Raw genomic sequence first — 24,998 nt, 5'->3', positions numbered from 1 at the left:
GACACCTCCCCCTATGAAGGGGGAGGATCATGAGGGCCGTGCCGTACCTGCTCAGCCTGCCGGCGCTGCTGCTGTTCGCCGGCGTCGTGGTGATCCCGCTCGCCATGACGGTGGTCCTGACCTTCCACGACTGGGGCCAGTACAAGGGCATCGAGCCGGTCTTCATCCTGAAGAACTGGCAGGAGGTGTTCGGCGATCCGTACTACGCCGAGATGTTCGGCCGGACCTTCAGGATCGCGCTGATCGTCACCGTGCTGACCGCGCTGCTCGGCGCGCCGGAGGCCTATATCCTCAACCGTATGAAGAGCCCGTGGCGCGGCCTGTTCCTGCTGGTCATCCTGGGGCCGCTGCTGATCTCCGTCGTCGCGCGCACGCTCGGCTGGGCGCTGCTGTTCGGCGGCAACTCGGGGCTGGTCAACAAGGCGCTGATGTCGGTCGGGCTGATCTCGGCGCCGATCCCCTTCATGTTCACCGAGACCGGCATGGTGGTGGCGCTGGTTCATGTGCTGATGCCCTACATGGTGCTGGCGGTGTGGGCGGCGCTGCAGCGCCTCGATCCGCAGGTCGAGAACGCCGCGGTGGCGCTGGGAGCGGGGCCGCTCACCGTCCTGTGCCGCATCGTGCTGCCGCAGGCGATGCCCGGCATCCTGTCGGGCGCCGTGATCGTGTTCGCGTTGGCGGCCTCGGCCTTCGCCACGCCGGCGATCATCGGCGGCCGCCGGCTCAAGGTCGCCTCGACGCTCGCCTACGACGAGTTCCTGAACACCCTCAACTGGCCGCTCGGCGCCGTGGTCGCGGTGCTGCTGCTGCTGGCGCTGGTGCTGATCGTAGTCGGCGCCAACCGCCTGGTCGAACGCCGCTACGCGCAGGTGTTCGGATGAGCCGAAACGGTCCGGTCGCGCTCGTCTATCACGCGCTGTTCGTGACCTTCATGCTGGCGCCGATCGGGGTCGTCTGCTGGGTCGCCTTCACGCCGGAAGGCTTCCTGTCGTTCCCGACCGACCGCTGGTCGCTGCGCTGGTTCGCGGCGATCGCGCGCTATCCCGAGTTCGTCTCGGCCTTCTGGCGCAGCCTGTGGCTCGGCGCGCTCTCTTCGGCGATCGCCGTCGCCGTCTCGGTGCCGGCGGCGCTCGCCATCGCGCGCCATCGCTTCCCGGGCCGCGAGGCTTTCACGGCGCTGTTCATGTCGCCGCTGATGATCCCGCACATCGTGCTGGGCATCGCCTTCCTGCGTTTCTTCACCCAGATCGGGCTGGGCGGCACCTTCACCGGCCTGGTCCTGTCGCACATCGTGATCGTGCTGCCCTTCGCGCTGCGCCTGACCCTCGCCTCGGCGGTCGGCCTCGACCGGGCGATCGAGCATGCCGCCGTCTCGCTCGGCGCGTCGGAGTGGACGGTGCTGAAGCGCATCACCTTGCCGCTGGTCGTCCCGGGGCTGGCAAGCGGCTGGGCGCTGGCTTTCATCAATTCATTTGACGAAGTCACCATGACGGTGTTCATCGCGGCTCCCGGAACCGAAACTCTTCCTGTGCGCATGTTCCTCTACATCCAGGACAACATCGATCCGCTGGTGACCTCCGTGTCGGCCTGCGTGATCGCGGTGACGGTGGTGGCGCTGATCGCAATGGATCGCGCCTACGGGCTCGAACGCCTGCTGGTCGGACGTGGAAATCACGGGGGCACGCATGGCCGGTGACGAGTTCGACGTCGCCGTCGTCGGCGGCGGCTTGGTCGGTGCCGCGACCTCGTGGGGCCTCGCGCGCGAGGGCCTGCGGGTGGCGCTGCTCGACGAGGGCGACCGCGACGTGCGCGCCTCGCGCGGCAACTTCGCGCTGGTCTGGGTGCAGAGCAAAGGCCTCGGCCTCGCGGCCTACGCTGGCTGGACGATCCGCTCGTCCAACGCCTGGGGCGGCTTCTCCGATCTCCTCAAGCAGGAGACCGGCCTCGATGTCTGCTTCCAGCGGCCGGGCGGCTTCCATCTCGCTTTGTCCGAGAAGGAGCTCGAGGCGCGCGCCAGCATCCTGAAGCGGCTGCACGCCCAGCCCGGCATCGTCGACTACAAGACCGAGGTCCTCGACCATTCCCAAGTCGCCCGGATGCTGCCCGACATCGGGCCCGATGTGGTCGGGGCGAGCTACTGCTCGCTCGACGGCCATGTGAATTCCCTGCGCCTGTTCCGCACCCTGCACACCGCGATCAACGCGCGCGGCGTGACCTACCTGCCGAGCCATCGGGTCGAGACCATCACCAGGGAAGGCGGCGAGTTCCGCCTGCACACCGCCAAGGGCGAGGTGCGCGCGGCCAAGGTCGCGCTCGCCGCCGGCAACGCCAACATGCGGCTGGCGCCGATGGTCGGGCTGGAGGCGCCGATGCGGCCCGAGCGCGGGCAGATCGTGGTGACCGAGCGGCTGCGGCCGTTCCTCGACTATCCCGTGGTCACCCTGCGCCAGACCGACGAGGGCACGGTGATGATCGGCGATTCGAAGGAGGAGAGCACCGATCCGAGCGGCCTGACGATCGGCGTCAGCTCGACCGAGGCCGAGCGCGCGGTGCGCCAGTTCCCGCTGCTCGCCAACGTCAACGTGGTGCGTACCTGGAGCGCGATCCGGGTAATGACCCAGGACGGCTTCCCGATCTACGACGAATCGGAGAGCCATCCCGGCGCCTTCGTGCTGTGCTGCCATTCCGGCGTGACGCTGTGCGCCAATCACGCGCTGACCGTGGCGCCGATGATCGCCCGCGGTGCGCTCGACAAGGCGCTGGTCGCTCCCTTCAGCGCGCGGAGGTTCCATGTTCAAGCGGCTGGATGACACCGGCGCGACGGTCTCGCTCAAGGTCGACGGCAAGCCGATCCGTGCCCGCGCCGGCGACACGGTGGCCGGCGCCATGTTGGCGGCGGGCGTCGAGCATTTCCGAACCACGCCTGTGACCGAATCGCCGCGCGCGCCGTACTGCCTGATGGGCGTGTGCTTCGACTGCCTGGTCGCCATCGACGGCGTCGGCAGCCGCCAGGCCTGCCTGATCGAGGTGCGCGAAGGCATGGCGGTCGAAACCCAGCTCGGCAAGCGCGAGGCCGGCCGATGAACGCCTCCGATCTCGCGTCGTCCTACGAGCTGGTCGTGATCGGCGGCGGCCCGGCTGGCCTTGCCGCAGCAGCGCTCGCGGCCAAGGCCGGCGTGCAGACCGTGCTGTTCGACGAGAACCCCGGCGTCGGCGGCCAGATCTATCGCGGCATCGGCACCACGCCGGTCCGCAACCGCGCCATCCTCGGCGAGGACTATTGGGCAGGCGCGGCGCTCGCGTCCGAGGCCAGGGCGAGCGGCGCCACCATCGTCAACGGCGCCACGGTTTGGAGCCTCGATCCCAACCGGCTGGTCGGCGTCTCGATCTCGGGACAGGCTCGCATGATCCAGGCGCAACGGGTGATCGTAGCGACCGGCTCGATGGAGCGGCCGTTCCCGATTCCCGGCTGGACCCTGCCGGGCGTGATGACCGCGGGTGCCGCCCAGACTGCGCTGAAGGCGCAGGGGCTGGTGCCGACCGGCCGCACGATCATAGCGGGCTGCGGGCCGTTGCTCTGGCTGCTGGCGGCGCAGCTCCTGCGCGCCGGTGCCGGGATCGAGGCGATCCTCGACACGACGCCGCGCATCAACTGGCTGAAGGCGGCGATGCACCTGCCGGACTTCGCCCTGTCGCCCTACTGGTCGAAGGGTCTGGCGCTGCTGCGCGAGGTCAAGGCCAAAGTGCCGGTGATCGCCGCCCATCGCATCGTGGCGCACGGCAAGGACAAGCTCGCCGAGGTCGTGTTCGCGACCGGCACGGGCGAGCGGCGCATGACGGCCGACCTGCTGCTGCTGCATCACGGCGTGGTGCCCAACGTGAACCTCGCCATGGCGGCGGGTGTGGCGCACCGCTGGAACGGCCGCCAGCTTTGCTTCGAACCTGCGGTCGACGCCGATTTCGGCACTTCGGTGCACGGCATCGCGGTTGCCGGCGACGGCGCGGGCATCGCCGGTGGCACGGCCGCAGCCGAGCGCGGGCGCATCGCGGCGCTAGCCGTCATCCAAACACTGAAGCCCGGCGCGACGGTGCCCAATATGCAGATGATGCGCCAGACGCTGGCCCGCGAGGAGATGGGCCGCGCCTTCCTCGATGCGCTCTATCAGCCGGCGCCGTCGTTCCGGCGGCCGGTCGGCGACACCATCGCCTGCCGCTGCGAGGAGGTGACGGCGAAGCAGGTGCGCGATACCGCCGATCTCGGCTGCGAGGGCCCGAACCAGATGAAGGCCTTCCTGCGCTGCGGCATGGGGCCGTGCCAGGGCCGGCTGTGCGGCCTCACCATCACCGAGCTGATCGCCGAGCAGCGGCGTTCGACGCCACAGGAAGTCGGCTACTACCGCCTGCGCCCGCCGGTGAAGCCGATCACGCTGGCCGAGCTCGCCTCGCTGCCCAAGACCGAGGCCGAACGCAAGGCCGTGGAGCGCTGAATGCCGCGCACCGCCGATGTCGTGGTGATCGGCGGCGGCATCCATGGCTGCTCGACCGCGCTGCATCTGGCGCTGCGTGGCCTCAAGCCCGTGCTGATCGAAAAGGACTATGCCGGCCGCCACGCCTCGGGCGTCAATGCCGGCGGTGTGCGCCAGCTCGCCCGCGATCACGCCGAGATCCCCTTGTCGGTCTCCTCGATGGAGATCTGGGAGCGGATCGAGGACCTGGTCGGCGACGATTGCGGCTTCGAGAGCCACGGCACGGTGCTGGTCGCCGAGAGCGACGAGGAGCTTGCCGGCTTCCGGGCGCGCGTCGACGACCTGAGACTCAAGGGCTTCACCCATGAGGAGCTGATCGGCCGGGCGGAGCTCAGGCGGCTGGTGCCGGCGGTGTCGGAGCACTGCCCCGGCGGCGTGGTCTCGCGGCGGGACGGTGCCGCCGATCCGTTCCGCGCCACGCAGGCCTTCCGCCGTCGCGCGGTCGAGCAGGGCGCCGAGATGATCGAGGGCGTGACCGTCACCGGCCTGGCGCGCAACGGCAACGTCTGGCGGGTCGAGACCAGCGACGGGTCGATCGAGGCGCCGAAGGTCGTGAACGCGGCCGGCGCCTGGGCCGACCGGATCGCGGCGATGCTGGGCGAGCCGGTGCCGCTGACCGTCGTGGCGCCGATGCTGATGGTGACCAGCCGGCTGCCTGCCTTCATCCAGCCGGTGGTGATCCTGCGTGGCCGCAAGCTCTCCTTCAAGCAGCTCGGCAACGGCACGGTGGTGATCGGCGGCGGCCATCTCGCGACGCCCTATCGCGACCGCAACGAGACCGTGCTCGACTGGGAGAAGCTCGCGATCAGCGCCCGCACCGTGTGGGAGCTGTTCCCGGTGATGCGCCAGGCGACCATCGTCCGCGCCTGGGCCGGCATCGAGGCCTACATGGCCGACGGCATCCCGGTCGTCGGCCCCAGCGCCACGTCGGAAGGCGTGTTCCACCAGTTCGGCTTCTCGACCCATGGCTTCCAGCTCGGGCCGGGGACCGGCGCGGTGGTGGCCGAGCTGGTGGCGACCGAGTCGACCAACGTGCCGATCGCCGATCTCGCCATCACCCGGTTCAAGGCATGACGCGCCGGGCGGTGGCCTGGTTCGGCCTCGCCAAGCCCTATCGCTTCGAACGCACGCTGGCGGCGCTAGCCGGATTGATGTTGGCCGCCGTGACCGCCGCTTCCTTCCTGTTCTTCGAGACGACCCAGCGGCTGACTGCCGGCTCGCCGCGCGCCCTGTTCTTCCTCTACCTGGTAGCGCTGTTCGTCTTGGCCTTCCTGCTGGTGCCCTTGCCCAGGCTGGCGGCGGCGCCGCTGACGCTCGCCGCGATCGAGCTCGGGCTGGGGCTGGGATCGGCCGGGCTGCACGGGCTCGGCTGGGGCGCCAGCCTGCTCCCGCCCGATGCCATCGTGTTCTATCGCGGCTTCGGCTGGCATCCGCTGCTGCAGTCGGTGCCTTTGCCGTCGCGTCCGGGCGACTGGGGCCGCACCGACGGCTATCACAACGCGCAAGGCCTGCGCGGCCCGGAGCGTGTGCCGGCCGAGGTGCGGCGGCGGATCGCCATCGAGCTGTTCGGCGGCTCGACGACCTACGATGTCGGCGCCGACGACGGCGAGACCTGGGGCGAGGTGCTGGAGAGGCTACTGGGCGATCGCTACGTCGTGCTCAATCACGGCGTGCCGGGCTTCTCCTCGGCACTGCATGTCGTGCAGACGGCCTTCTACCAGACGCCCTACGGCGGGCGGCCGGCCTGCGCGATCTACTATCTCGGCTGGAACGAGCTGGCGAACGCCCATGTCCGCGGACTCGATCCGGCCTATGCCGACCATCAGGTGCGCAGCCAGACCGACACGCTGAACGCGCGCCGCCTCGACAGCCTGGCGCGGATCGTCTCGCCGACCCTGGCGCTCGCTACACGCCTCGCGGTCTTCGCCGCCGATACGGTGCGGCCGACGCCACAGCCGCAGGGCACGCCGAGCGGCAAGCCCGACCCGGCGCTCGAGGCGATCTATGTCCGGAACGTCCACACCATTTCGGCGATCAACCGCGCGCGCGGCATCCGCACGCTGTGGGTCGGGCAGGCGATGAGCCGCGAGAGGCTGGCGCGCGAGAGCGGCGCCCACTGGGTGCCGTTCGTGCCGGCCGGTCAGATGGGGCCGATGATCGATTGGCTGAACGGCATCCTGCGTCGCGAGGCCCAAGCGCTGGGCGACGTCTATGTCGACGTGCCAGCGGAGAAGTTCGGGCCGAACGACTTCTTCGACATCGGCCACTTCGTGGCGTCGGGCTCGCGCAAGTTCGCCGATTTGCTGGCGCCGACGGTGGCCGAGGCCTGCCGCTAGCTAATGTTGCCGGCGCCAGTCGTAGCCCAGCCGCGGGAAGTGGACGGCGACCTCGCCGACCTCGGGATCGCGGCGCAGCAGGGCGATCTCGTCGGCGTCGATGAACAGCACCTCGCCTTCGATCCAGTCGCGCGCATTGTCGGCCGGCCGCACGCGGGCGAGTTCGCCGGGCCGGGGATCGCCGTCCTGCGGCTGCGACGGGCGCGGTTTGCCGGGCGAGGCGTACCGCGCGACGGCAAGCGCCTCGTCCGGATTCATTTCCGTGCGCTTGCCATGACCGATCGCGGCCATGCGATCGCGCCAGGCGAGGATCGTCGGGTAGGGGGCGAACTCGGCGCGACAGTCGATGTGGCGGCCGCGATAGAACCAGACGACGTGATAGGCGGCGAAATCGGCGATGCAAGGCTGGCCGCCGAGCAGGTAGGGCCGGCCATCCTCGAGCATCTCGGCCAGCCATTTGATCTGCGGCCGCACCAGGTGCCGGTTGCGCTCGGCGGCGGCGCGCACCGCCTCGATCGAAGGCGGCGGCAGGCCGTGCAGCCTGGCGCGGTCCTCGTGCAGGCCCGCCGGCATGTGCTCGGCGTTGATGCCCGAGACGAATAGGGCGGTCGGTCGGATGAACTGATGCTCGGCCCACCAGGCGATCGCCTCGCCATGGCCGCGCGTGCCGTCGGGAAAGAAGGTGGGCGAGGGGACGCGGCGCTCGAGCTCGCGTGCGATCAGCCGCGTGTCGCACCACAGGTCGGCGCCCTGCTGCAGGATCGGGATGCGGCGATAGCCGCCGGTCAGCGGCAGCAGCTTGGGCTTCGGGAGAATCGGCGGCTGCTCGACGCTGCGCCACGCCAGGCCCTTGAAGCCCAGCATCAGCCGCGCCTTCTCGGCGAAGTTCGAGAAGTCGTAGTGGTGGAGGATCAGGTCGCTCAAAGCCCGGCCAGTCGCTTGAGGTCGTTGCCGGCGAGGCGATAGTTGATCTTGTTGGGACGCGGCACGCCGAGGCGATCGTAGAAGCGTTGCGCGCCCGTGTTGGTGCCGTCGGTCGTCCAGTCGACCCGCACGTAGTTGCCGGCGAGGCCGATGCGGGCGATCTCGCGCATCAACATCTCGCCGACACCGAGGTTGCGTGCGTCAGGCGCGACATAGAGGTCCTTGAGGAACAGGTCCCACTGGAAGCCGCCGCCGTAGAGCATCGGGTTGAGCGTGGCGAAGCCGACCGGCCGGCCCCGATGCTCGGCGATCAGCGCGAAGGGAATGCGCTCGCCCTCGCGCGTCAGCAGCTTCGCCATCTCCAGCGCGCCGCCGGGCGGATCGGGGCTCCTGTAGTGTGCCTGCATGTTCGACAGCAGGCCGGCGAGCGTCGCGGCATCGGTCGCGACGGCGCGGCGGACAGCGATCGTCACGCCGCTTTGAGGACGCCCTGGTCGTCCTCGATCGGCAAGGGGTTCCAGTTCCGCGACACCACCCAGTCGGGCCGCGGGTTGGGCCCGAGCTGCGGCTTGTTGGCGACGGTGTTGCACGAGACGTAGATGTGCCAGCGATCCTCGGCCGAGAGATTGTGGCCGGAGGCGTGCAGCAGGTTGCAATGGAACAGCACGCAGGTGCCGGCGCGGCCGGTGACGGCGACCGGCTCGGGCGAGGTCCTGAGGATCTCGATCATGCGCTGCCTGGGCATCGCCCAGAACTTGTAGGCGGTCGATTCGTCCCACACCGGCTCGATGCGGCCGAGCCTGTGACTGCCCGGGATGAGATAGAGCGCGCCGCCCATCTCGGTCGTGTCGGTCATCATGACGTTGAAGGTCGCCATGTCGGGCCTGATGCAGCCGTCGCGCATCCACGAGCCGTAATCCTGGTGCCATTGCCACACCGTGCCCTCGATCGCGGGCTTGGTGTTGATCTTGGTGTGATAGACGTAGACCCCGTCGTCCTTCAGCACCTGCTGCACCGGCCGCAGCAGCCGCGGCGTGCGGACCAGGGCGCGGAAGGGCTGAGAGCGGGTCGGGCCGTCGGTCTCGTGGACGTGGAAGATGGTGCGCACGCCGCCGGTGTGCTCGCGCACCACCTCATCGGCCTGGACCTGGCTGAGCCGCGCCACCTCGCGGCGCAGCACCGCGACCTCGTTGCGCTCGAACAGGTCGGGGAAGATCAGGAAGCCGTCGCGATCGAACTGCTCGATCTGGGCTGCGGTCAGCTCCATGGCGCATCCTTTCAGTTTTGTCGACGCTAGCCCGGCCATCGCACCCTGTCATCCCGAGCGCAGCGAGGGATCTATGCTGTGGCCCGATAGATCCCTCGCTGCGCTCGGGATGACACAGCTCACACATCCATCACGAAGTAGACTTTTTTCTCCCTTCGCATGCCGAGACGGTCGTAGAAGCGCTGCGAACCGGCGTTCTGCTCTCCGGTCGTCCAGATCACCCGCGTGTCGCCGCGTTCCTTGGCGAGCGCCCGGATGCCTTCGATCAGCTTCTCGCCGACGCCCATGGAGCGGGCGGAGGCGGCGACATAGAGCTCCTTCAGGAACAGCCCGTGCGTCAGGCGCGGGCCGGGGAAGTAGGGATTCAGGATCGCGAAGCCGATCAGCTTCTCGCCATCGTCGGCGACCAGGCAGAGCGTGCCGCCCTTGGTCAGGAAGGCGGCGCCGTCGGCGCCCGAGCCCGGCCGTACCTCGAAACCGTAGTGCCGCTCGTGATCCTCCAGGAGAAAGGCGAGCTGGGCTTCGTCGCCGGGGCGCGTGTGTCTGATTTGCATGGCGATGGCTCTAACATCGCTGGCAGGTTGGGGAAAAGGGCGGCACACTCCCCGTAACGGGAGTGAAAGACATGAAGGGCGTCGTCAATATCGAGGATCTGCGCAAGCTCGCGAAGAAGCGGTTGCCCAAGATCGCCTACGACTTCATCGAGGGCGGTACCGACGACGAGGTCGGCCTGGGGACCAACGAGCAGGCGTTCCGCCAGGCGCGGATCGTGCCGCGCTACCTGGTCGACGTCTCGGTGCGCGACCAGTCAACGACGATCTTCGGCCGCACCTATTCCAGCCCGATCGGCATCGCGCCGACCGGCCTCGCCGGCCTGTTTCGCCGCGGCGCCGACCTGATGCTGGCCGAGGCGGCACGCGACGCCAACGTGCCTTTCATCATGTCGGGTTCCAGCACCGGCTCGATCGAGGATCTGGCCAAGCTCGCGCCCGACCACGGCTGGTACCAGCTCTATTCCTCGAAGGACGAGGCGATCTCCGAGGACCTGATCAAGCGGACCGCCGATGCCGGCCTCAAGACGCTGGTCTTCACCGTCGACGTGCCCGAGGGCTCCAATCGCGAGCGCAACATCCGCAACGGCTGGGGCCGGCCGCTCAAGCTCTCCTGGGCGACCAAGCTCGAGGCGCTCGAGCATCCCGCCTGGATGCTCGAGTGGCTGCGCCACGGCACGCCTTATTTCAGCAACTGGGCGAAGTATGCCGGGCCCAACGCGTCGGCCGACAAGGTGGCCGATCTCGTGGCCTACCAGAACCGCGCGCCGATGACCTGGAAGCACGTCGAGCGCTTCCGCTCGATCTTCAAGGGCAACTTCGTGCTCAAGGGCATCATGCATCCCGATGATGCGATCCGCGCCCATTCGCTGGGCGTCGACGGCATCATGGTGTCCAACCACGGCGCCCGTCAGCTCGACAACGCGCCGTCGCCGCTGCACGTCCTGCCGGCCATCAACGAGGCGGTCGGCGACAAGATGACGGTGATGTTCGACGGCGGGATCCGCCGCGGCCTCGACGCCATCATCGCGCTCTGCATGGGCGCGAAGTTCGTCTTCCAGGGCCGGCCGACCCTCTACGGCGTGACGGCAGGCGGCGTGCAGGGTGCCAAGACGGCGCTCGGCATCTTCCGGCGCGAGGTCGACATCAGCATGGCGCAGATGGGTGCCACCAGGATCTCCGATCTCGGCCCGCACTACCTGATGTGGAAGGACGAGGAGGACCTGCGCCGGAACCGGCGGTGACAAGCCGCGGGCTGCGGATCGGTCTCGGGTGCCAGGCAGACAGCCTTGCCGCGCTGGCTTGCGCGCCGCCACCCGTGAAAGACCACATGACGTAGCGTAACGCGGCAGGCGCGACAGTCGTCTGCTCGATCATGTTGATCGTTCGGCAACCGGCCAATGCCGCTCCTCGGTGCGAGACCGGTTGTGTCGCACTGGGCAAATTGCCACACTCGCAGTCAGACTGAGCCGGCCGAGGCAGACCACGACGACCGGGGCCGCCTTCGCCGAAGGGCAGGAATGCCACCGCGCGCCAGAACGCGGGGCCAGGAGGAGGAGCCGAACGATGGCGGTCACGACCACGACCGACAGCCCGGCCGCGGCCGCGAACACCACGCCTCTGGCGCGGCGACGGGGCACATTTGGCGCCGACAAACTCTGGGCGTTGGCCTTCGTCACCCCCTATGTCGCGATATTCGTGGCTTTCGTGATCTACCCGATCGGCTATGGGCTGTGGCTGGGCAGCGATCCGGCCAGTTATCGCGCGCTGTTCGGCGATCCGGTCTATCCGCGTACGGTGGTGAACACGCTGCTCTATCTGCTGTTCGGCGTGAACTTGAAATTGCTGCTGGCGCTGCTGCTGTCGGGCTTCTTCATGCGCAAGGGCTGGTGGACGAAGATCCTGCTGCTGATCTTCATGCTGCCCTGGGCGGTGCCGGCGCTGCCCAGCTATCTGTCCATCAACTGGATGCTGAACGGGCAATGGGGGCTGATCAACAACATCATCTGGAACGTAGCGCAGGTCGATGGGCCGCCCTGGCTCGACAGTCCGGGCCTCGCGCTCGCTTCGGTCATCTATGGCCATATCTGGAAATGGTTGCCCTTCTGGACCCTGATCTTCCTCGCCGGGCGCATGGCCGTCGCGCTCGAGCTGTATGAGGCCGCGGATGTCGATGGCGCCAGCCGGCTCCAGAAATTCCAACACGTGACCCTGCCGCTGATGGCGGGGATGTACCTGGTCTGCACCATGCTCTCTACCATCTGGGCGCTGGGCGATTTCAACGCCGTGCGCTTCATCTCCGGCGGCGGCCCCGCGCTGTCGACGCATGTGCTCGCGACCCTGGGAATCCGCAACGCCTTCGAGCTGGGCGATCCCAACCTGGGCATGGCGACGGTGCTGACGGCGCTGCCCTTGCTGATCCCGCTGGTGATCCTGCTGATGCGCCAGTTGCGGCGCAGCGAGGTCACGATATGACCGCGCAACGCCCAAACCGCGCGATCGGCCGCGCGCTCGACAGCATCGGCGCGTGGGTGCTGTCGGCGGTGCTGCTGGTTTGGACGCTGCTGCCGATCTACAACATCATCCGCGTGTCGATGCAGGAAAAGGAGGAAGTGCTCAGCACCTCCGTCTTCCCGGTCGCGCCTAGCCCGCATGCGTTCAGCGTCGTGTTCCGCCAGGCCTTCTGGCTGCTCGAGACGTTCTGGAACCAGATGGGCAACAGTTTCTACATTGGCATCATCGTCGCGTTGTTGACCCTGGCCATCGGGTCGCTGACCAGTTTCACCATCGGCCGGATGCGCATCCGCAACGGCTGGATGCTGACCAATGCGGCGCTGCTGACCTATGTGATCCCGATGTCGTTCCTGGCAATCCCGTTCTACGGCATCATGGGCAAGTACGGCCTGACCAATAATCCGATCGCGGTGATCGCGGTCGAGGTGACCTTCGCCACGCCGTACGCGATTTTCATCTTCCAGCAATACAGCGCCTCGATCCCGTTCGAGCTGGATGAGGCGGCGCGCATCGACGGTGCCTCGCCGCCGCAGATCTTCTTCCGCATCTACCTGCCGCTGATGGCGCCCGCCCTGGTGGCGATCGGCACCTATGCGCTGCTGCTGTCATGGAACGAATATCTCTATGCGTTCCTGCTGCTGTCGGGCGGCAAAGTCGTCACCGTACCGGTGGCACTCGGCAAATTCCTGGTGGGCGACGAGGCACCCTGGAACTACCTGATGGCGGCGGCAATCATCTACGCCATTCCGCCCTTGCTCATCTACTACGGGGTCCGCCGCAAGATGAGCGGCGGCCTGACCATGGGCGGGGTGAAGGGTTGAACGCGGTCCCAACTGCGTCGAGGGAGGAAAACAAGATGAAGCGCATTTCACGGCGGCAGGCATTGGTTGGCGCGGGCGCCGCGGTCACGGCAGGCACCGGCGTGATGCCGCGCCGCGCCAGGGCGGCCGGGGAACTCACGGTCTGGTGGACCCAGGGTTTCTACAAGGCCGAGAACGATGCCGTGGTTGCCTGGATGGCAGACTGGGAAAAGCGCAACAACACCAAGGTCAATCTGACGATCATGAACGGGCCGGATCTGATCACCAAGCTGATCGCCGGCATGCAGGTGGGCGACGTGCCGGATGTGGTGCACACCGTCACCGGCGACCGCTTCCTGGTGCCGCGCGCGGCGTGGAACGATCAGCTCGAGGATGTCTCCGAGGTCGTGGACTCCCAGAAGGCCGAGTTCACGGAAACCGCGCTGGTCTCTGCCCGCCTCTATAACGCCAAGCAGAAGAAATATTCGTATTACGGCGTGCCGACCAAAGCCTCCTCGCTGCTGAATTCGGTCTGGCTCCCGTTGCTGCAGGACGCCGGCTTTGCCGCGACCGACATGCCGGGCACGCAGGACAGGTTCCACGATTTCTTCCAGACCGTGCAGGACAAGCTGCGCTCCAAGGGCAAGCGTATTTTCGGCCTCGGCTTTTCGATGGCGGCGAAGGAGGCGGATGCCGGCAATCTGTTCCACCAGTTCCTGGTCAGCTATGGCGGCGCCGGCATCGTCACGCCGGACGGCAAGCTGAACATCGACGATCCCGTCGTGCGCAAGGCGGCGATCACGTCGCTGGAGCGGCTGACGACGCCGTTCAAGAAGGGCTATGTGCCGCCCGGCGCGATCAACTGGGGCGACGTCGACAACAACAACGCCTTCTTCGCCCGGCAGATCGTGATGACGCCCAACGCCACCATCTCGATTGCCGCGGCGCAGATGGACAGGCCCGATCTCTACTACAAGGAGATCATCACCTGCGGCAGCCCGCTGGGCAATGACGGCAAGCCGGTGCCGAGCGTGCTGGCGATTGCCCCCACCATCATCCCGAAAGGCTCGAAGAACGTCGACGCCGCCAAGGCGTTGGTGCGCGACTTCATCCAGCCGGCGAACCTCAACGCCTACCTGAAGGAAACCCGCGCTCGCTATCTGCCGGTGATGGCCTCCATCGTGAAGAACGATCCGTACTGGACCGACCCGAAGGACCCGCACCGCCCGGTTGCCGTGGATATGGGGCTGATCAAGCCGACGGTGCCGTGGTGGATGTCCTTCAACCCCGCCTATTCGGCCGTGCTGTCCGAGCAGCTCTGGCCGCAGGCGGCCGCCAATATCACGCAACGCAACATGACGCCGGAACAAGCCACCGAGGAAGCGGCCAAACGGATCAAGCAGCTGTTCGAGCAGTATCAGAAGTGACAACCTGATCGGCACGCGCGCGTCGCGACCCGGGGCGGACCACAGGAGGTGCCGATGCAGGACGTAGTCGAAAGCCGCCGTTTGCCGGTCGACATCGATGCCCAGCCGGTGGTCCAGGCGGCCGCCGCGTTCAAGCCGGCATTGCGGCGCTACCAGGACGAGATCGAGCGCGAGCAGCGGCTGTCGCCCGAGCTGGTCGAGCAGATGCACGCGGCGGGCTTCTACCGCCTCACGCTGCCGCGGTCGCTCGGCGGCCTGCAGGCCGATCCGCTGACCTACATCCGCGTCGTCGAGCTCCTGGCCGAAGGCGTGGGCTCGGTCGGCTGGAACGTCGCCAACAACGGCGTCGGCTCGCTGGTGACGCTCGGCCTGCCGGAGGACGGCGTGCAGGAGATCTATCCGAAGGGCCATCGCACCGTGATCGCCGGCACCGCGGTGCAGGGCGGCGGCCAGGCGGTGCCGGTCGCGGGCGGCTATCGCGTCAGCGGGCGCTGGACCTTCGGCAGCGGTTGCCACGAAGCCGCCTGGATGCTCGGCAGCTTCCAGATTCTCGACGACGGCGAGCCGCGCCGCCGCGCCGACGGCGGCATGTTCTGGCGCGGCGTGTTCCCGCGGGCCGAGGTCGAGGTCATTCCCGGCAGCTGGGAGGTGACCGGGCTGCGCGGCACCGGCAGCTTCGACTGGACGGTGAAGGATTTCTTCCTGCCGGAGCGGCGCACGATGATCCATGCCGGCGTGCCGCTCGACAACCAGTGGGGGCATTGGCCGGGCACCACCTACGCCCTGCCGGCACAAGCCTGGGTCGGGCCGCATCAATGTGCGGTGATCACCGGGCTGGCGCGCGCCGGCATCAACGCGCTCGTCGAGCTTGCCGGCGAGAAGACGCCGCGCGGCCGCACGGGCAGGCTGTGCGACAATCCGCAGGTGCAGGACGCGGTCGGGCGCGCCGATGCGATCCTCAATTCCGGACGCCTCTATCGCAACGCGATGATCGCCGAGCTGTGGAACACGCTCGCCGACGGCCGCGAGATCACGCTCGAGCAGCGCGCCCGCTGCCGGCTCGCCGCGGTGCATGCGGGCGACTGCGCACGCCAGGCGATGGACCTGATGTTCCGGCACGGCGGAAGCACCTCGTTCAAGACCGAGAGTCGTCTGGCCGAAGTGTGGCGCGACCTGCAGGTGGTCGGTCAGGCGGCGACGCTCGCTCCGGAGTGGTATCCGATCGGCGGCCGCGCCTTCCTGGGCCTCGACCCCGGCCCGCGGCTGCGCTAGCCGGCCGGGAGAGCACACGCCCCAGGCGATGACGACCGTCGATTTCTATCTCGGCCTCGGCAGCCGCTATTCCTATCTTGCGGCGAGCCAGATCGACCGCCTCGAAGCGGCGCACGGCTGCCGCTTCGCCTGGAAGCCGATCGCGTCAGGCGCTCTGATCGACCGGCGCGGCGACCATCCGTTTCGCCGCAAGGATGGCATCGGGCCGTACGACTGGGCCTACCGCGAATACGACGCCAGGGCGTGGGCGGCGCATTATGGCATCCCGTTCCACGAGCCCGCTTCGTTCGAGGTCACGGCCGATGTGCCGGCGCTGGCCTGCCTCGCGGCGGAGCGGCAGGGCGCGCTGGTGCCGTGCTGCCGGGCGCTGTTCACGACGATCTTCGCCGAGGGCGCGGCAATCGACGAGGCAGCGATCGCCGCGCTGCCGGCGCGGCTCGGAATCGACTTGGCGGCGTTCCGGCGCGATCTCGCCTCGCCGGCGACGCGTGTGCGGCACGCGGCACTGATCGACGAGGCGCAGGCGCGCGGCGCATTCGGCGTGCCGACCTTCTTCCTCGACGGCCGCATGTTCTGGGGCAACGACCGGCTGCCGCTGCTCGAGGCGGCATTGCGTGGCGCCGAGCTGCCGCGCTGGCGCGAGCGCGAATAGCCTGTGAATAATATAAGCCTTTGTGCGCAAGTCTCATTATGGGCAATGGCAGGCGATTCGACGCCTGATTCAGTGGTCGAAAAATCGAGGCCATTCGCGCGCATGATGCGCGCGCTACTTGTCGAAGGAAGGTCGCTCGACTCGGGCCGACAAAGGATGCGTCGGACCGGCCGGGCGGGGCTGCGGGCGGTGTGGCAGGAAGCGCGAAAAGCGCTGGCCTGCCTGCAACGAACCGCTGCCACGGCGGTCGGCAGTCGATGGCAGGCCGCCCTATTTGAGCTCCAAGTCCTCGTAGGACGGGAACGGGCTCATCCAGACGTCGGTGATCGTGTGCTTGGCGATGCGCGGCCCGATGCCGTTCAGGGTGCGCAGGTCCATCACCGGCGCGAACATCACCCGGTCGATGGTGAGCTGCTGGATATTGTGCAGCAGCGCCTCGCGCCTGGCGACGTCGCGCTCCGTCGCCTGCTGGCGGAACAGCTCGTCGATGTCGGGATAGCCGCCGGAGGCGTAACCGCCTTTGGACTGGATGAAGGTCTCGACGCGGCTCGCCGCGTTGCCGGAGTTGCCGGCCGCCGTCATGAACAGGCCGCGCAGCTTCTTGTCCTGCCAGGCGGCGTAGAAGGCGGCGCGCTCCATCGAGCGCAGGCGGACCCGGATGCCGGCCGCATTCAGGTCGTTCAGCACGGCCTCGGCCACGGTCGGGAAGCCGGGAATGGCGGCGAACTCGCCGGCATCGATGCCCTTGGGATAGCCTGCCTCGGCGAGCAGTTGCTTGGCCTTGGCCGGGTCGTACGGCGGTGGATCGACCTGCAGCGCAAAGTCCATGACCCGCGGCACGATCACGCCGGCCGGCGGGCAGAAGCCCAGGCACGCCGCCTCGTTGATGCGCTGGCGATCGAGCGCCAGGTTGACCACCTCGCGCAGCCGCTTGTCGTGCCACGGCGACTTGGGGTCCCATTGCTCGGGAAACTCGATCCAGAAGATCGAGGCGTGCTTGGACGACACGATCTTGAGGCGCGGGTTTTTCTGGATGTCCTCGGCCTCCGGTCCGTCGAGCACGATGGAGATGTCGGCTTCGCCGGTCTTGACCATCACGGCGCGCGTCGTCGCTTCGGGAACGCTCTTCATGATCAGCGTCTTCACGTTGGGCACGCGGCGCCAGTAGCCGGTAAAGGCCTCGAGCTCGACCTCCAGGCCCGGCTTGTGGCTCACGAACTTGTAGGGGCCGGCGCCGATCGGATGCTTGCGGAAGCCGTCGTCGCCGACCTGGGCAAGGTAGTTCTTCGGGACGACCAGGCCGGCGGCCGTGGCGGTCGTGCCGTAGAACGTCATGAAGTCGGGCCACGGCTCCTTGAGATGGAAGCGCACGACCAGCGGCTCGACGATCTCGACCTGGGCGACGCGCTCATGCAGGGTCGCCGCCCCGGCGCCCTTGTAACGCTCGAAGCTGAACTTCACGTCCTCCGTCGTCAGCGGGTCGCCGTTGTGGAACTTGAGCCCGGCTCGCAGCTTGAATTCGTAGGTCTTGCCGTCCGGGCTCTCCGTCCACGATTCGGCGAGACTCGGGCCCATCTTGTGGCCGGGATACGGCCGCACCAGCGCATCGTGGATCGCATAGAGCATGCCGAACGGCGTGATCTGCGGCGGCGCGGTCGAGGGATCGAACCAGCTCGGCGACAGCGTCACGTGCCAGGCGATGGTGGCGCGGCCGGACGGCGGCTCGGCCCTCACGGGAAACGCGGCGAGGGCGACCAGCACGGCGAGCAGGAGGCGATGCAGCGGTGTCATGGGCTACCCGAAGAGATGGCAGGCGACCAGGCGGCCCTCGACCTCGGCGAGCTGCGGCTCCTCGCGGGCGCAGCGCGCAGTGGCGTGCGGGCAGCGGGGATGGAAGTGGCAGCCGCTCGGCGGGTTGATTGGGCTCGGCACCTCTCCCGAGAGAGGCACTTCCTCGCGCCGCTCGTCGGGATGGCTGGGCAGCGCGGCCGAGAACAGCGCCTTGGTGTAGGGATGCTTGGCATCGCGCGCGATGGTCCGCGCCCGGCCGCTCTCGACGATCTTGCCGAGATACATCACCACGATCTCGTGGCTCATGTGCGCGACGGCGGCGAGGTCGTGGGCGATGAACAGGTAGGAGAGGCCGAGGCGATCCTGCAGGTCGCGCAGCAGGTTCAGGATCTGGGCGCGGATCGAAACGTCGAGCGCCGACACCGGCTCGTCGAGCACGACCAGCCGCGGCGACAGCACCAGCGCGCGGGCGATCGCGATGCGCTGGCGCTGGCCGCCGGAGAACTCGTGCGGGAAGAGGTCGGCCGAGCGCTCGGGCAGGCCGACCAGGCCGAGCAGCTCGGCGACCCGGCGGCGCAGCTCGGCCGGCTCGACCGTCTCGTTGGTGACCAGCGGCTCAGCGATGATGGCGCTGACCCGCATGCGCGGATTGAGCGAGGCGTAGGGATCCTGGAACACCGCCTGGACCGAGCGTCGGTAGTCGCGGCGGCCCGCCTTGTCGAGGCTGGCGAGGTCGCGGCCGGCGAACCGGATGCTGCCGCCACTCGGCTCCTCCAGGCCGAGCACCAGCTTGGCCGTGGTGGTCTTGCCGCAGCCCGATTCGCCGACCACGCCCAGGGTCTTACCCGGCTCGATCGCGAAGGAGATGCCGTCGACCGCACGCACGACGCCGCGGTCGCCGCCGAAAAATCCGCGGCGGGCGCGGAAATGCTTAGTGAGGTCGCAGGCTTGCAGGACAGCGGTCATGCGGCGCTGCTCCGAAGCGCGAGGGGTTCGGCGAGCCAGCAGCGCGCGCTGCGGCCGGGCTCAGTCTTGAACTCAGGCGGTGCCTCGGCGCGGCACCGTGTCATCACCGACGGGCAGCGCGGCGCGAAGGCGCAGCCGACCGGCAGGTTGGCGAGATCGGGCGGCTGGCCTTCGATCGCGGTCAGCCGCTCGCCGCCGTCGGTCATGCGCGGGATCGAGCCGAGCAGCGCCTTGGTATACGGGTGGGTCGGCGCGTTGAAGATGCGCGACACCGGCCCCTGCTCGACGACGCGGCCAGCATACATCACCGCGAGCTGGTCGCACATCTTGGCGACGATGCCGAGATTGTGGGTGATGAAGATCAGCGCCAGCCCGTGCTCGCGCTGCAGGTCGCGCAAGAGGTTGAGGTACTGCGCCTGGATGGTGAGGTCGAGGCTGGTGGTCGGCTCGTCGGCGATCAGCAGGCGCGGCTCGCAGGAGATGCCGATGGCGCCGACGATGCGCTGGCGCATGCCGCCCGACATCTCGTGCGGGAACTGCGAGACGCGGGTCTCGGGCGAGGCGATGCGCACCGACTTCAGGAGCTGCACGGCGCGCTGCCAGGCCGTGCGCGGCGAGGCGCCCTCGTGGACGCGGATCGGCTCGGCGACCTGGTTGCCGATCGAGAACAAGGGGTTCAGCGACGCCATCGGGTCCTGCAGGATCATGGCGATGCGCTTGCCGCGTACCCGGCGCATCTCCTCGTCGGATTTCTTCAGCAGGTCCTCGCCCTCGAACATCATGCGGCCGCTGACGATGTGGGCGGCCGGCGGCAGCAGGCGCATCATGGTGAGGGCGAGCGTGGTTTTCCCCGAACCCGATTCGCCCACGATGCCCAGCGTCTCGCCGGCGCCGAGGGCGAGCGTCACGTCGTCGACGGCGCGCACCACCCGCGTGCCCTGCTGCGACACGTAGTGGGTCGAAAGGTGCTCGAGCGAGAGCAGGGTTTGCCCGGCCATGGCTAGAGCTGCCGCAGTTGCGGGTCGAGCTTCACCCTGAGCCAGTCGCCCAGCAGGTTGGCCGACAGGACCATCAGCATGATGCAGAGGCCCGGCATCACGGTCAGCCACCAATACCCGACCAGCAGGCCCTTCTTGCCGTCGGCCATCATCAGGCCCCAGGCAGGCTTGGGCGGCGGCACGCCGACGCCGAGGAAGGACAGCGACGCCTCGGTGACGATCACCACGCCCAGCATCAGGGTGGCGAGCACGACCGCGGAGTTGATGACGTTGGGCAGGATGTGGCGCCACATGATGGTGCGGCTGGAGCAGCCGGCGACGATCGCGAGCCGCACGAACTCGCGCTGCTTCAGCGACAGCACCTCGCCGCGGATCACGCGGGCGTAGCGCGTCCAGTAGACCAGGCCGAGGATCAGGATGATGTTGAGCTCGCTGGGGCCGACGATGGCGGCGAGGAAGATGGCGAAGGTCAGCGCCGGCAGGGCGAGCCAGGTGTCGGTGAGCCGCATCACCACCTGGTCGGCCCAGCCGCCGAGATAGCCCGACAGGATGCCGAGCAGGGTGCCGATGCCGCCGGCGACCAGCACGGCGGTGATGCCGACGACCATCGACACCCGGGCGCCGTAGATCAGGCGGGACAGCACATCGCGCCCGACATGGTCGGTGCCCAGCAGGTAGGCCATGCTGCCGCCCTCCTGCCAGAACGGCGGGCGGAAGCGGCGCGCCAGGCTGCCGATCGTCGGATCATAGGGCGCCAGCACGTCGGCGAAGATCGCGACCAGGGCAATGAACACCAGGATCAGGACGGGGATCAGCGGGAAGCCCTTGAGGCGCCAGAAGGCGGTGGGCCGCGGCGTGCGGATCGCGGGGGCGATGGTGGTCTCGGGAGGGGTGATGACAGTCATCTGTCAGCTCTCCAGGCGGATGCGGGGGTCGATCAGGGCGTAGAGGATGTCGATCAGCAGGTTGACCAGGATGATCATGCTGCCGCCGATCACGACCACCGCCTGGACGACCGGGAAGTCGCGGAAGGTGACGCCCTCGTAGAGCAGCCGGCCGATGCCCGGCCAGGCGAACACCGTCTCGACGATCACGGCGACGTTGATCATCACGACGAGGTTGATGCCGGCCAGCGTGATCACCGGGATCAGCGCGTTCTTGAGCGCGTGCTTGCCGATCACCAGTGCCTCGGGCAGCCCCTTGAGGCGTGCGAGCTTGATGTACTCCGAGCCCAGGACCTCGAGCATCGAGGAGCGGGTCAGCCGCATGTGCGCGGCGGCGAAGTACCAGCCCAGGGTGAAGGCCGGCATCAACAGGTGCCAGACCGTGCCGGAGCCGGAGGAGGGCAGCCAGCCGAGCGACACCGAGAACACCAGGATCAGCACCAGCCCGACCCAGAACTGCGGCAGCGACAGGCCGAGCAGCGCGAACAGCTTGCCGGCGCTGTCCCAGAAGCCGTCGACCCGCACCGCCGCCAGGATGCCGCTCGGGATGCCGATCACCAGCGACAGGACCATCGCCACTGCCGCGAGCAGGAGCGAGTTGGGCAGGCGCTGGAAGTAGAGATCGAGGACGGGCGTGCGGTAGTAGAAGGACTGGCCGAAGTCGCCGGTGATGAAGCTCGCGACGAAGTGCCAGTACTGCACCCACAGCGGCTGATCGAGGCCGAACTGGCGGTGCATCGCCTCGATGTCCTCCTGGCTGGCGCCGGGCTCGGTCAGCAGGGCGACCGGATCGCCGGTGACGCGCACGAACAGGAAGATCGTCAGCGACAGCAGGAACAGCGACAGCAGCGAATAACCGATGCGGCGGAGGATGTACTGCTTCATGGCCGCTCCTACGCTTTGCCCTTGAGGGTGAGGTCTTCATAGGGCGCCGTGTAGGGGAAGCCCTCGATCAGCCCGAACCCCGATTCGCCGACCCGCGGGCCGACGCCCGAGATGAAGGCCTGCTGCCAGATCGGCGCGAAGATCGCCTTGTCGTGCACGAGCTGCTGCAGGCGGTGCAGGATCGCCTCGCGCTTGGCGCGATCGGTCTCCGCGGCCTGCTGGACGAACGCCGCGTCGATGTCCGGATAGCTGCCATGGACATAGGTGCCGCCCTTGACCACGAAGGCTTCGGCGCGGGTCGCGGCGTTGCCGAACGCGCCCGAGGCGCCCTGCACGACGTTCTTGAGCTTCTTCTCGGCGTAGGCCTTGAAGAAGGCGGCACGCTCGAGCGGCCGCAGCTTCATCCGGATGCCGACCTCGCGCAGGTTGTTGATCACGACCTCGCCGATGTTGGCGTAGGAGGCGTCGCAGTAGTAGTCGCCCGCCTCGAAGCCGCGGGGGTGGCCGGCCTCGGCCAGCAGCTTGCGGGCACGGGCCGGATCGTGCACCGGTGCGGGCGGCTGCCAGTAGAAGTCGAAATTCTCCGGGAACACGCTGTTCGTGAGGTGCGAATGGCCGAGTGTCAGCGCCTGGTTGATGGTCTTGTGGTCGATCGCCAGGCCGGTCGCCAGCCGCACGCGCTGGTCGTGCCACGGCGACAGGGCATCCCACTGGTCGGCGAAGTACAGCCAGAACGTGGCCGATCCCACCGCCGCCTTGACCGAGAGCCCGGGCGTGCGCGTCAGCTCGTCGGCCAGCTCGCCGCGGATCGAATAGGCGATGTCGATCTCGCCGCGCTGCAGCGCCGCCAGCCGGGTCGCCTCGTCGGGCACCACCTTGAAGACCAGCCGCTTGATCGCGGGCGGCTTGCGCCAGTAGCCCTCGAACGCCTCGCACACCAGCTCGACGCCGGGGTTGAAGGAGACGAACTTGTAGGGCCCGGCGCCGACCGGCGCCTTCTTGTGGCCGTCCTCGCGGACCTGCTGGACGTGTTTCCGGGGCACGATCCAGCCCGCACCGGTGGCGCTGGCATAGAAGGTCAGGAAGTCCGGCCACGGCACGTTGAGGCGGATCGTGAGCCGCTCGGCATCGTGGACATCGACGCAGGCCACGCGCTCCTTCAAGGTCTTGGCCGAGGCGCCGCGGTAGCGCTCGAGCGAGAACTTCACGTCATCTGCCGTCACCGGCTCACCGTTGTGGAACAGCACGCCCTTGCGCAGGGTGAAGGCGTAGCTCAGCCCGTCGGACGCGACGGTCCAGGCCTCGGCGAGGCATGGCGCCATCGGCTTGCCCGGCATCGCCTTCATCATCGCGTCGTGCAGGGCGTACAGCATCATGAAAGGCGTGATGATGCCGGCAGTTTCCGCCGGATCGAACCAGGTCGGCGCCAGCGAGACATGCGAGGCTATGGTGATCTGCCCGTCCGGCGCTGCCCGAGCCGTGTCCGGCACGATGCCCAGCGCGGCGGCGGCGGAGAAGCCGAGAACGCCGCGACGCGTGGGGCCGGGAGAGGGCGTCGCCATGGTCGTGTGCCCTGCTAGGCGCCGCCCTTCAGGCGGACGTCTTCGTAGGGCGCCGAGTAGGGATGACCGGCGATCAGGTTGAACGCCGCTTCCTCGACCCTGCGGCCCTGGCCGTTGAGGAAACCGAGCTGGAAGATCGGAGCGTAGACCGTGCGCTCGTGCACGAGCTGCTGCATGCGGTGCAGCAGCTCGGTACGCTTGGCGTTGTCGGCAGTCTGCGCCTGTTGGGCGAACAAGTCGTCGATGTCGGGATAGCTGCCGTAGACGTAGGTGCCGCCCTTGACGACGAAGGTCTCCATGCGGGTCGCGGCATTGCCGAAGGCACCGCTGCCGCCCTGGATCAGGTTGCGGTATTTCTTCTCACCGTACTCCTTGGTGAAAGCGGCGCGTTCCATCGGCCGCAGCCGCATCCTGATGCCGATCTCCGTGAGGCTGTTGATCGCCGCCTCGCCAAGATTGGAATAGGACCCATCGCAGAAGTACTCGCCGCCGTCGAAGCCGTTCTTGAAGCCGGCTTCCGCCAGAAGCTTCTTGGCTGCGGCCGGGTCGTACGGGATCTTCGGCGGCTGCCAGTAGCCTTCGTAGGCCTTGGGCACGATGCTGCCGGTGATCAGCGAATGGCCCAGGGTCAGCGCCTGGTTGATGCCGTCCCGGTCGAGAGCAAGGGTCACCGCCTTTCGCACCTTCTCGTTGGACCACGGCGATTTCGGGTCCCACTGGTCGGCGAAATAGACCCAGAACGGCGAGTTGATCACCACTGGCCTCAGCGTCAGGCCAGGCGTGCGCTGCAGCTCCTCGGCCAGCTCGCCGCGGATCGAGTAGGCGATGTCGACCTCGCCCCGCTTCAGGGCCGCCAGCCGGGTGGCCTCGTCGGGGATCACCTTCCAGATCAGTTTCTTCACGGTCGGCGTCTTGCGCCAGTAAGCGTCGAACGCCTCCATCACCAGCTCGACGCCGGGCGTGAAGGACACGAACTTGTAGGGGCCGGCCCCGATCGGCGCCTTCTTGAAGCCGTCCTCGCCGACGCTCTCGACGTATTTCTTCGGGACGATCCAGCCGGCGCCGGTGACGCTGGAATAGTAGAGCAGGAAATCGGGCCACGCCTGTTTCAGCCGGAACACGACCTTGCGCGGATCGGGCGTCTCGACCGCTGCGACGTGCTCTTTGATGAAGCCCGCCGCGTTGCCGCGATAGCGCTCGAACGAGAACTTCACGTCCTCGGCCGTCACCGGCGCGCCGTTGTGGAACTTGGCACCGGCGCGCAGCACGAAGGTGTGGGTCATGCCGTCGGCGGAGGGCGCATAGGATTCGGCGAGGCACGGGTCGGCCGGCTTGCCCGGCATCGGCTTCATCAGCCCGTCATGCAGGGCGTAGAGCAGCATGAACGGTGTGACGATACCCGGCGTCTCGGCCGGGTCGAACCAGGTCGGCGCCAGCGAGACGTGCGCGGCGTAGACGATCTTGTTGTCCGACCCGGCGCTGGCTGGTTTCGTTCCCAGGGCCACGACACCGAGCGCGGCAAGGCCCAGCATCTCGCGACGGGTGGCGTCATGTTGGCGCGGGAACGATCGCATGCGGGGACT

At 68.1% G+C, this 24,998-nt stretch carries 24 protein-coding genes; 13 read left to right on the top strand and 11 right to left on the bottom strand.

Annotation, left to right across the window (positions count from 1 at the left end; all coding sequences use genetic code 11):
- Positions 1-29: 29 nt before the first annotated feature.
- The 7 genes from J0J01_RS22910 to J0J01_RS22880 are packed head-to-tail and all read left to right on the top strand — an operon-like array spanning position 30 to position 6,862.
- Positions 30-881, top strand: a complete 852-nt coding sequence (locus J0J01_RS22910; RefSeq protein WP_296384927.1) for an ABC transporter permease — start codon at positions 30-32, stop codon at positions 879-881.
- Positions 878-1,696: an ABC transporter permease gene (locus J0J01_RS22905; RefSeq protein WP_296384923.1), complete on the top strand. Its 819-nt coding sequence runs from the start codon at positions 878-880 to the stop codon at positions 1,694-1,696. Before J0J01_RS22910 ends, J0J01_RS22905 begins: the two co-directional genes overlap by 4 nt.
- Positions 1,686-2,810: an FAD-dependent oxidoreductase gene (locus J0J01_RS22900; RefSeq protein WP_296384921.1), complete on the top strand. Its 1,125-nt coding sequence runs from the start codon at positions 1,686-1,688 to the stop codon at positions 2,808-2,810. Before J0J01_RS22905 ends, J0J01_RS22900 begins: the two co-directional genes overlap by 11 nt.
- A complete protein-coding gene (locus J0J01_RS22895; RefSeq protein ID WP_296384919.1) occupies positions 2,791-3,084 on the top strand; it encodes a (2Fe-2S)-binding protein in 294 nt (97 codons plus the stop codon). The genes J0J01_RS22900 and J0J01_RS22895 overlap by 20 nt, the downstream gene beginning before the upstream one ends.
- Positions 3,081-4,487, top strand: coding sequence for an NAD(P)/FAD-dependent oxidoreductase (locus J0J01_RS22890; protein WP_296384916.1), 1,407 nt, complete (start codon positions 3,081-3,083; stop codon positions 4,485-4,487). Before J0J01_RS22895 ends, J0J01_RS22890 begins: the two co-directional genes overlap by 4 nt.
- Positions 4,488-5,600 (top strand): FAD-dependent oxidoreductase, encoded by a 1,113-nt coding sequence (locus J0J01_RS22885; protein WP_296384914.1) that lies wholly within the window; start codon positions 4,488-4,490, stop codon positions 5,598-5,600.
- Entirely contained in the window at positions 5,597-6,862 is a 1,266-nt protein-coding gene (locus J0J01_RS22880) for a hypothetical protein (RefSeq protein ID WP_296384911.1), read from the top strand. Before J0J01_RS22885 ends, J0J01_RS22880 begins: the two co-directional genes overlap by 4 nt.
- On the opposite strand, the gene J0J01_RS22875 is transcribed toward J0J01_RS22880, so the two are convergent.
- From J0J01_RS22875 to J0J01_RS22860, 4 genes are all read right to left on the bottom strand, one after another.
- Positions 6,863-7,786, bottom strand: coding sequence for a glutathione S-transferase family protein (locus J0J01_RS22875; protein ID WP_296384909.1), 924 nt, complete (start codon positions 7,784-7,786; stop codon positions 6,863-6,865).
- On the bottom strand, positions 7,783-8,259 hold the full coding sequence (locus J0J01_RS22870) for a GNAT family N-acetyltransferase (RefSeq protein WP_296384907.1): 477 nt from the start codon (positions 8,257-8,259) through the stop codon (positions 7,783-7,785). Before J0J01_RS22870 ends, J0J01_RS22875 begins: the two co-directional genes overlap by 4 nt.
- The gene (locus tag J0J01_RS22865) at positions 8,256-9,053 is read right to left on the bottom strand and encodes a phytanoyl-CoA dioxygenase family protein (protein ID WP_296384906.1); all 798 of its coding nucleotides are present in this window, start codon (positions 9,051-9,053) and stop codon (positions 8,256-8,258) included. The genes J0J01_RS22870 and J0J01_RS22865 overlap by 4 nt, the downstream gene beginning before the upstream one ends.
- A gap of 119 nt (positions 9,054-9,172) precedes the next feature.
- On the bottom strand, positions 9,173-9,607 hold the full coding sequence (locus J0J01_RS22860) for a GNAT family N-acetyltransferase (RefSeq protein WP_296384905.1): 435 nt from the start codon (positions 9,605-9,607) through the stop codon (positions 9,173-9,175).
- A gap of 71 nt (positions 9,608-9,678) precedes the next feature.
- Between J0J01_RS22860 and J0J01_RS22855 the strand changes: the two genes are divergently transcribed.
- The 6 genes from J0J01_RS22855 (at position 9,679) to J0J01_RS22830 (ending at position 16,269) form a co-directional block, all read left to right on the top strand.
- Entirely contained in the window at positions 9,679-10,848 is a 1,170-nt protein-coding gene (locus J0J01_RS22855; protein ID WP_296384903.1) for an alpha-hydroxy acid oxidase, read from the top strand.
- A gap of 322 nt (positions 10,849-11,170) precedes the next feature.
- Positions 11,171-12,079: a sugar ABC transporter permease gene (locus tag J0J01_RS22850; protein ID WP_296384901.1), complete on the top strand. Its 909-nt coding sequence runs from the start codon at positions 11,171-11,173 to the stop codon at positions 12,077-12,079.
- Positions 12,076-12,939: a carbohydrate ABC transporter permease gene (locus J0J01_RS22845; RefSeq protein WP_296384899.1), complete on the top strand. Its 864-nt coding sequence runs from the start codon at positions 12,076-12,078 to the stop codon at positions 12,937-12,939. The genes J0J01_RS22850 and J0J01_RS22845 overlap by 4 nt, the downstream gene beginning before the upstream one ends.
- 35 nt (positions 12,940-12,974) lie before the next feature.
- Positions 12,975-14,345, top strand: coding sequence for an ABC transporter substrate-binding protein (locus tag J0J01_RS22840; protein ID WP_296384897.1), 1,371 nt, complete (start codon positions 12,975-12,977; stop codon positions 14,343-14,345).
- 54 nt (positions 14,346-14,399) lie between these two features.
- Positions 14,400-15,617 carry an acyl-CoA dehydrogenase family protein gene (locus J0J01_RS22835; protein ID WP_296384895.1) on the top strand — a complete coding sequence of 406 codons (1,218 nt, stop codon included), beginning with the start codon at positions 14,400-14,402 and terminating at the stop codon, positions 15,615-15,617.
- A 28-nt stretch (positions 15,618-15,645) separates the two neighbouring features.
- Positions 15,646-16,269: a DsbA family protein gene (locus J0J01_RS22830; RefSeq protein ID WP_296384892.1), complete on the top strand. Its 624-nt coding sequence runs from the start codon at positions 15,646-15,648 to the stop codon at positions 16,267-16,269.
- A 270-nt stretch (positions 16,270-16,539) separates the two neighbouring features.
- On the opposite strand, the gene J0J01_RS22825 is transcribed toward J0J01_RS22830, so the two are convergent.
- From J0J01_RS22825 to J0J01_RS22795, 7 genes are read right to left on the bottom strand one after another with little or no spacing between them, the layout of a single operon-like run.
- Complete coding sequence (locus J0J01_RS22825) at positions 16,540-18,060, bottom strand: ABC transporter substrate-binding protein (protein ID WP_296384890.1); 1,521 nt, start codon at positions 18,058-18,060, stop codon at positions 16,540-16,542.
- A 3-nt stretch (positions 18,061-18,063) separates the two neighbouring features.
- Positions 18,064-19,026, bottom strand: coding sequence for a dipeptide ABC transporter ATP-binding protein (locus tag J0J01_RS22820; RefSeq protein WP_296384888.1), 963 nt, complete (start codon positions 19,024-19,026; stop codon positions 18,064-18,066).
- Entirely contained in the window at positions 19,023-20,024 is a 1,002-nt protein-coding gene (locus J0J01_RS22815; protein ID WP_296384886.1) for an ABC transporter ATP-binding protein, read from the bottom strand. The genes J0J01_RS22820 and J0J01_RS22815 overlap by 4 nt, the downstream gene beginning before the upstream one ends.
- Before the next feature lie 2 nt (positions 20,025-20,026).
- Positions 20,027-20,929 (bottom strand): ABC transporter permease, encoded by a 903-nt coding sequence (locus J0J01_RS22810; RefSeq protein WP_296384885.1) that lies wholly within the window; start codon positions 20,927-20,929, stop codon positions 20,027-20,029.
- Positions 20,930-20,932: 3 nt separating this feature from the next.
- Positions 20,933-21,853, bottom strand: a complete 921-nt coding sequence (locus tag J0J01_RS22805; RefSeq protein WP_296384881.1) for an ABC transporter permease — start codon at positions 21,851-21,853, stop codon at positions 20,933-20,935.
- 8 nt (positions 21,854-21,861) lie between these two features.
- Positions 21,862-23,415 carry an ABC transporter substrate-binding protein gene (locus J0J01_RS22800; RefSeq protein WP_296384879.1) on the bottom strand — a complete coding sequence of 518 codons (1,554 nt, stop codon included), beginning with the start codon at positions 23,413-23,415 and terminating at the stop codon, positions 21,862-21,864.
- 14 nt (positions 23,416-23,429) lie between these two features.
- On the bottom strand, positions 23,430-24,989 hold the full coding sequence (locus J0J01_RS22795; RefSeq protein WP_296384877.1) for an ABC transporter substrate-binding protein: 1,560 nt from the start codon (positions 24,987-24,989) through the stop codon (positions 23,430-23,432).
- Positions 24,990-24,998 lie beyond the last annotated feature (9 nt).

The sequence above is a fragment of the Reyranella sp. genome (genome assembly GCF_017305915.1).
Classification (GTDB): domain Bacteria; phylum Pseudomonadota; class Alphaproteobacteria; order Reyranellales; family Reyranellaceae; genus Reyranella.
This window is presented reverse-complemented; position numbering and strand designations above follow the sequence as displayed.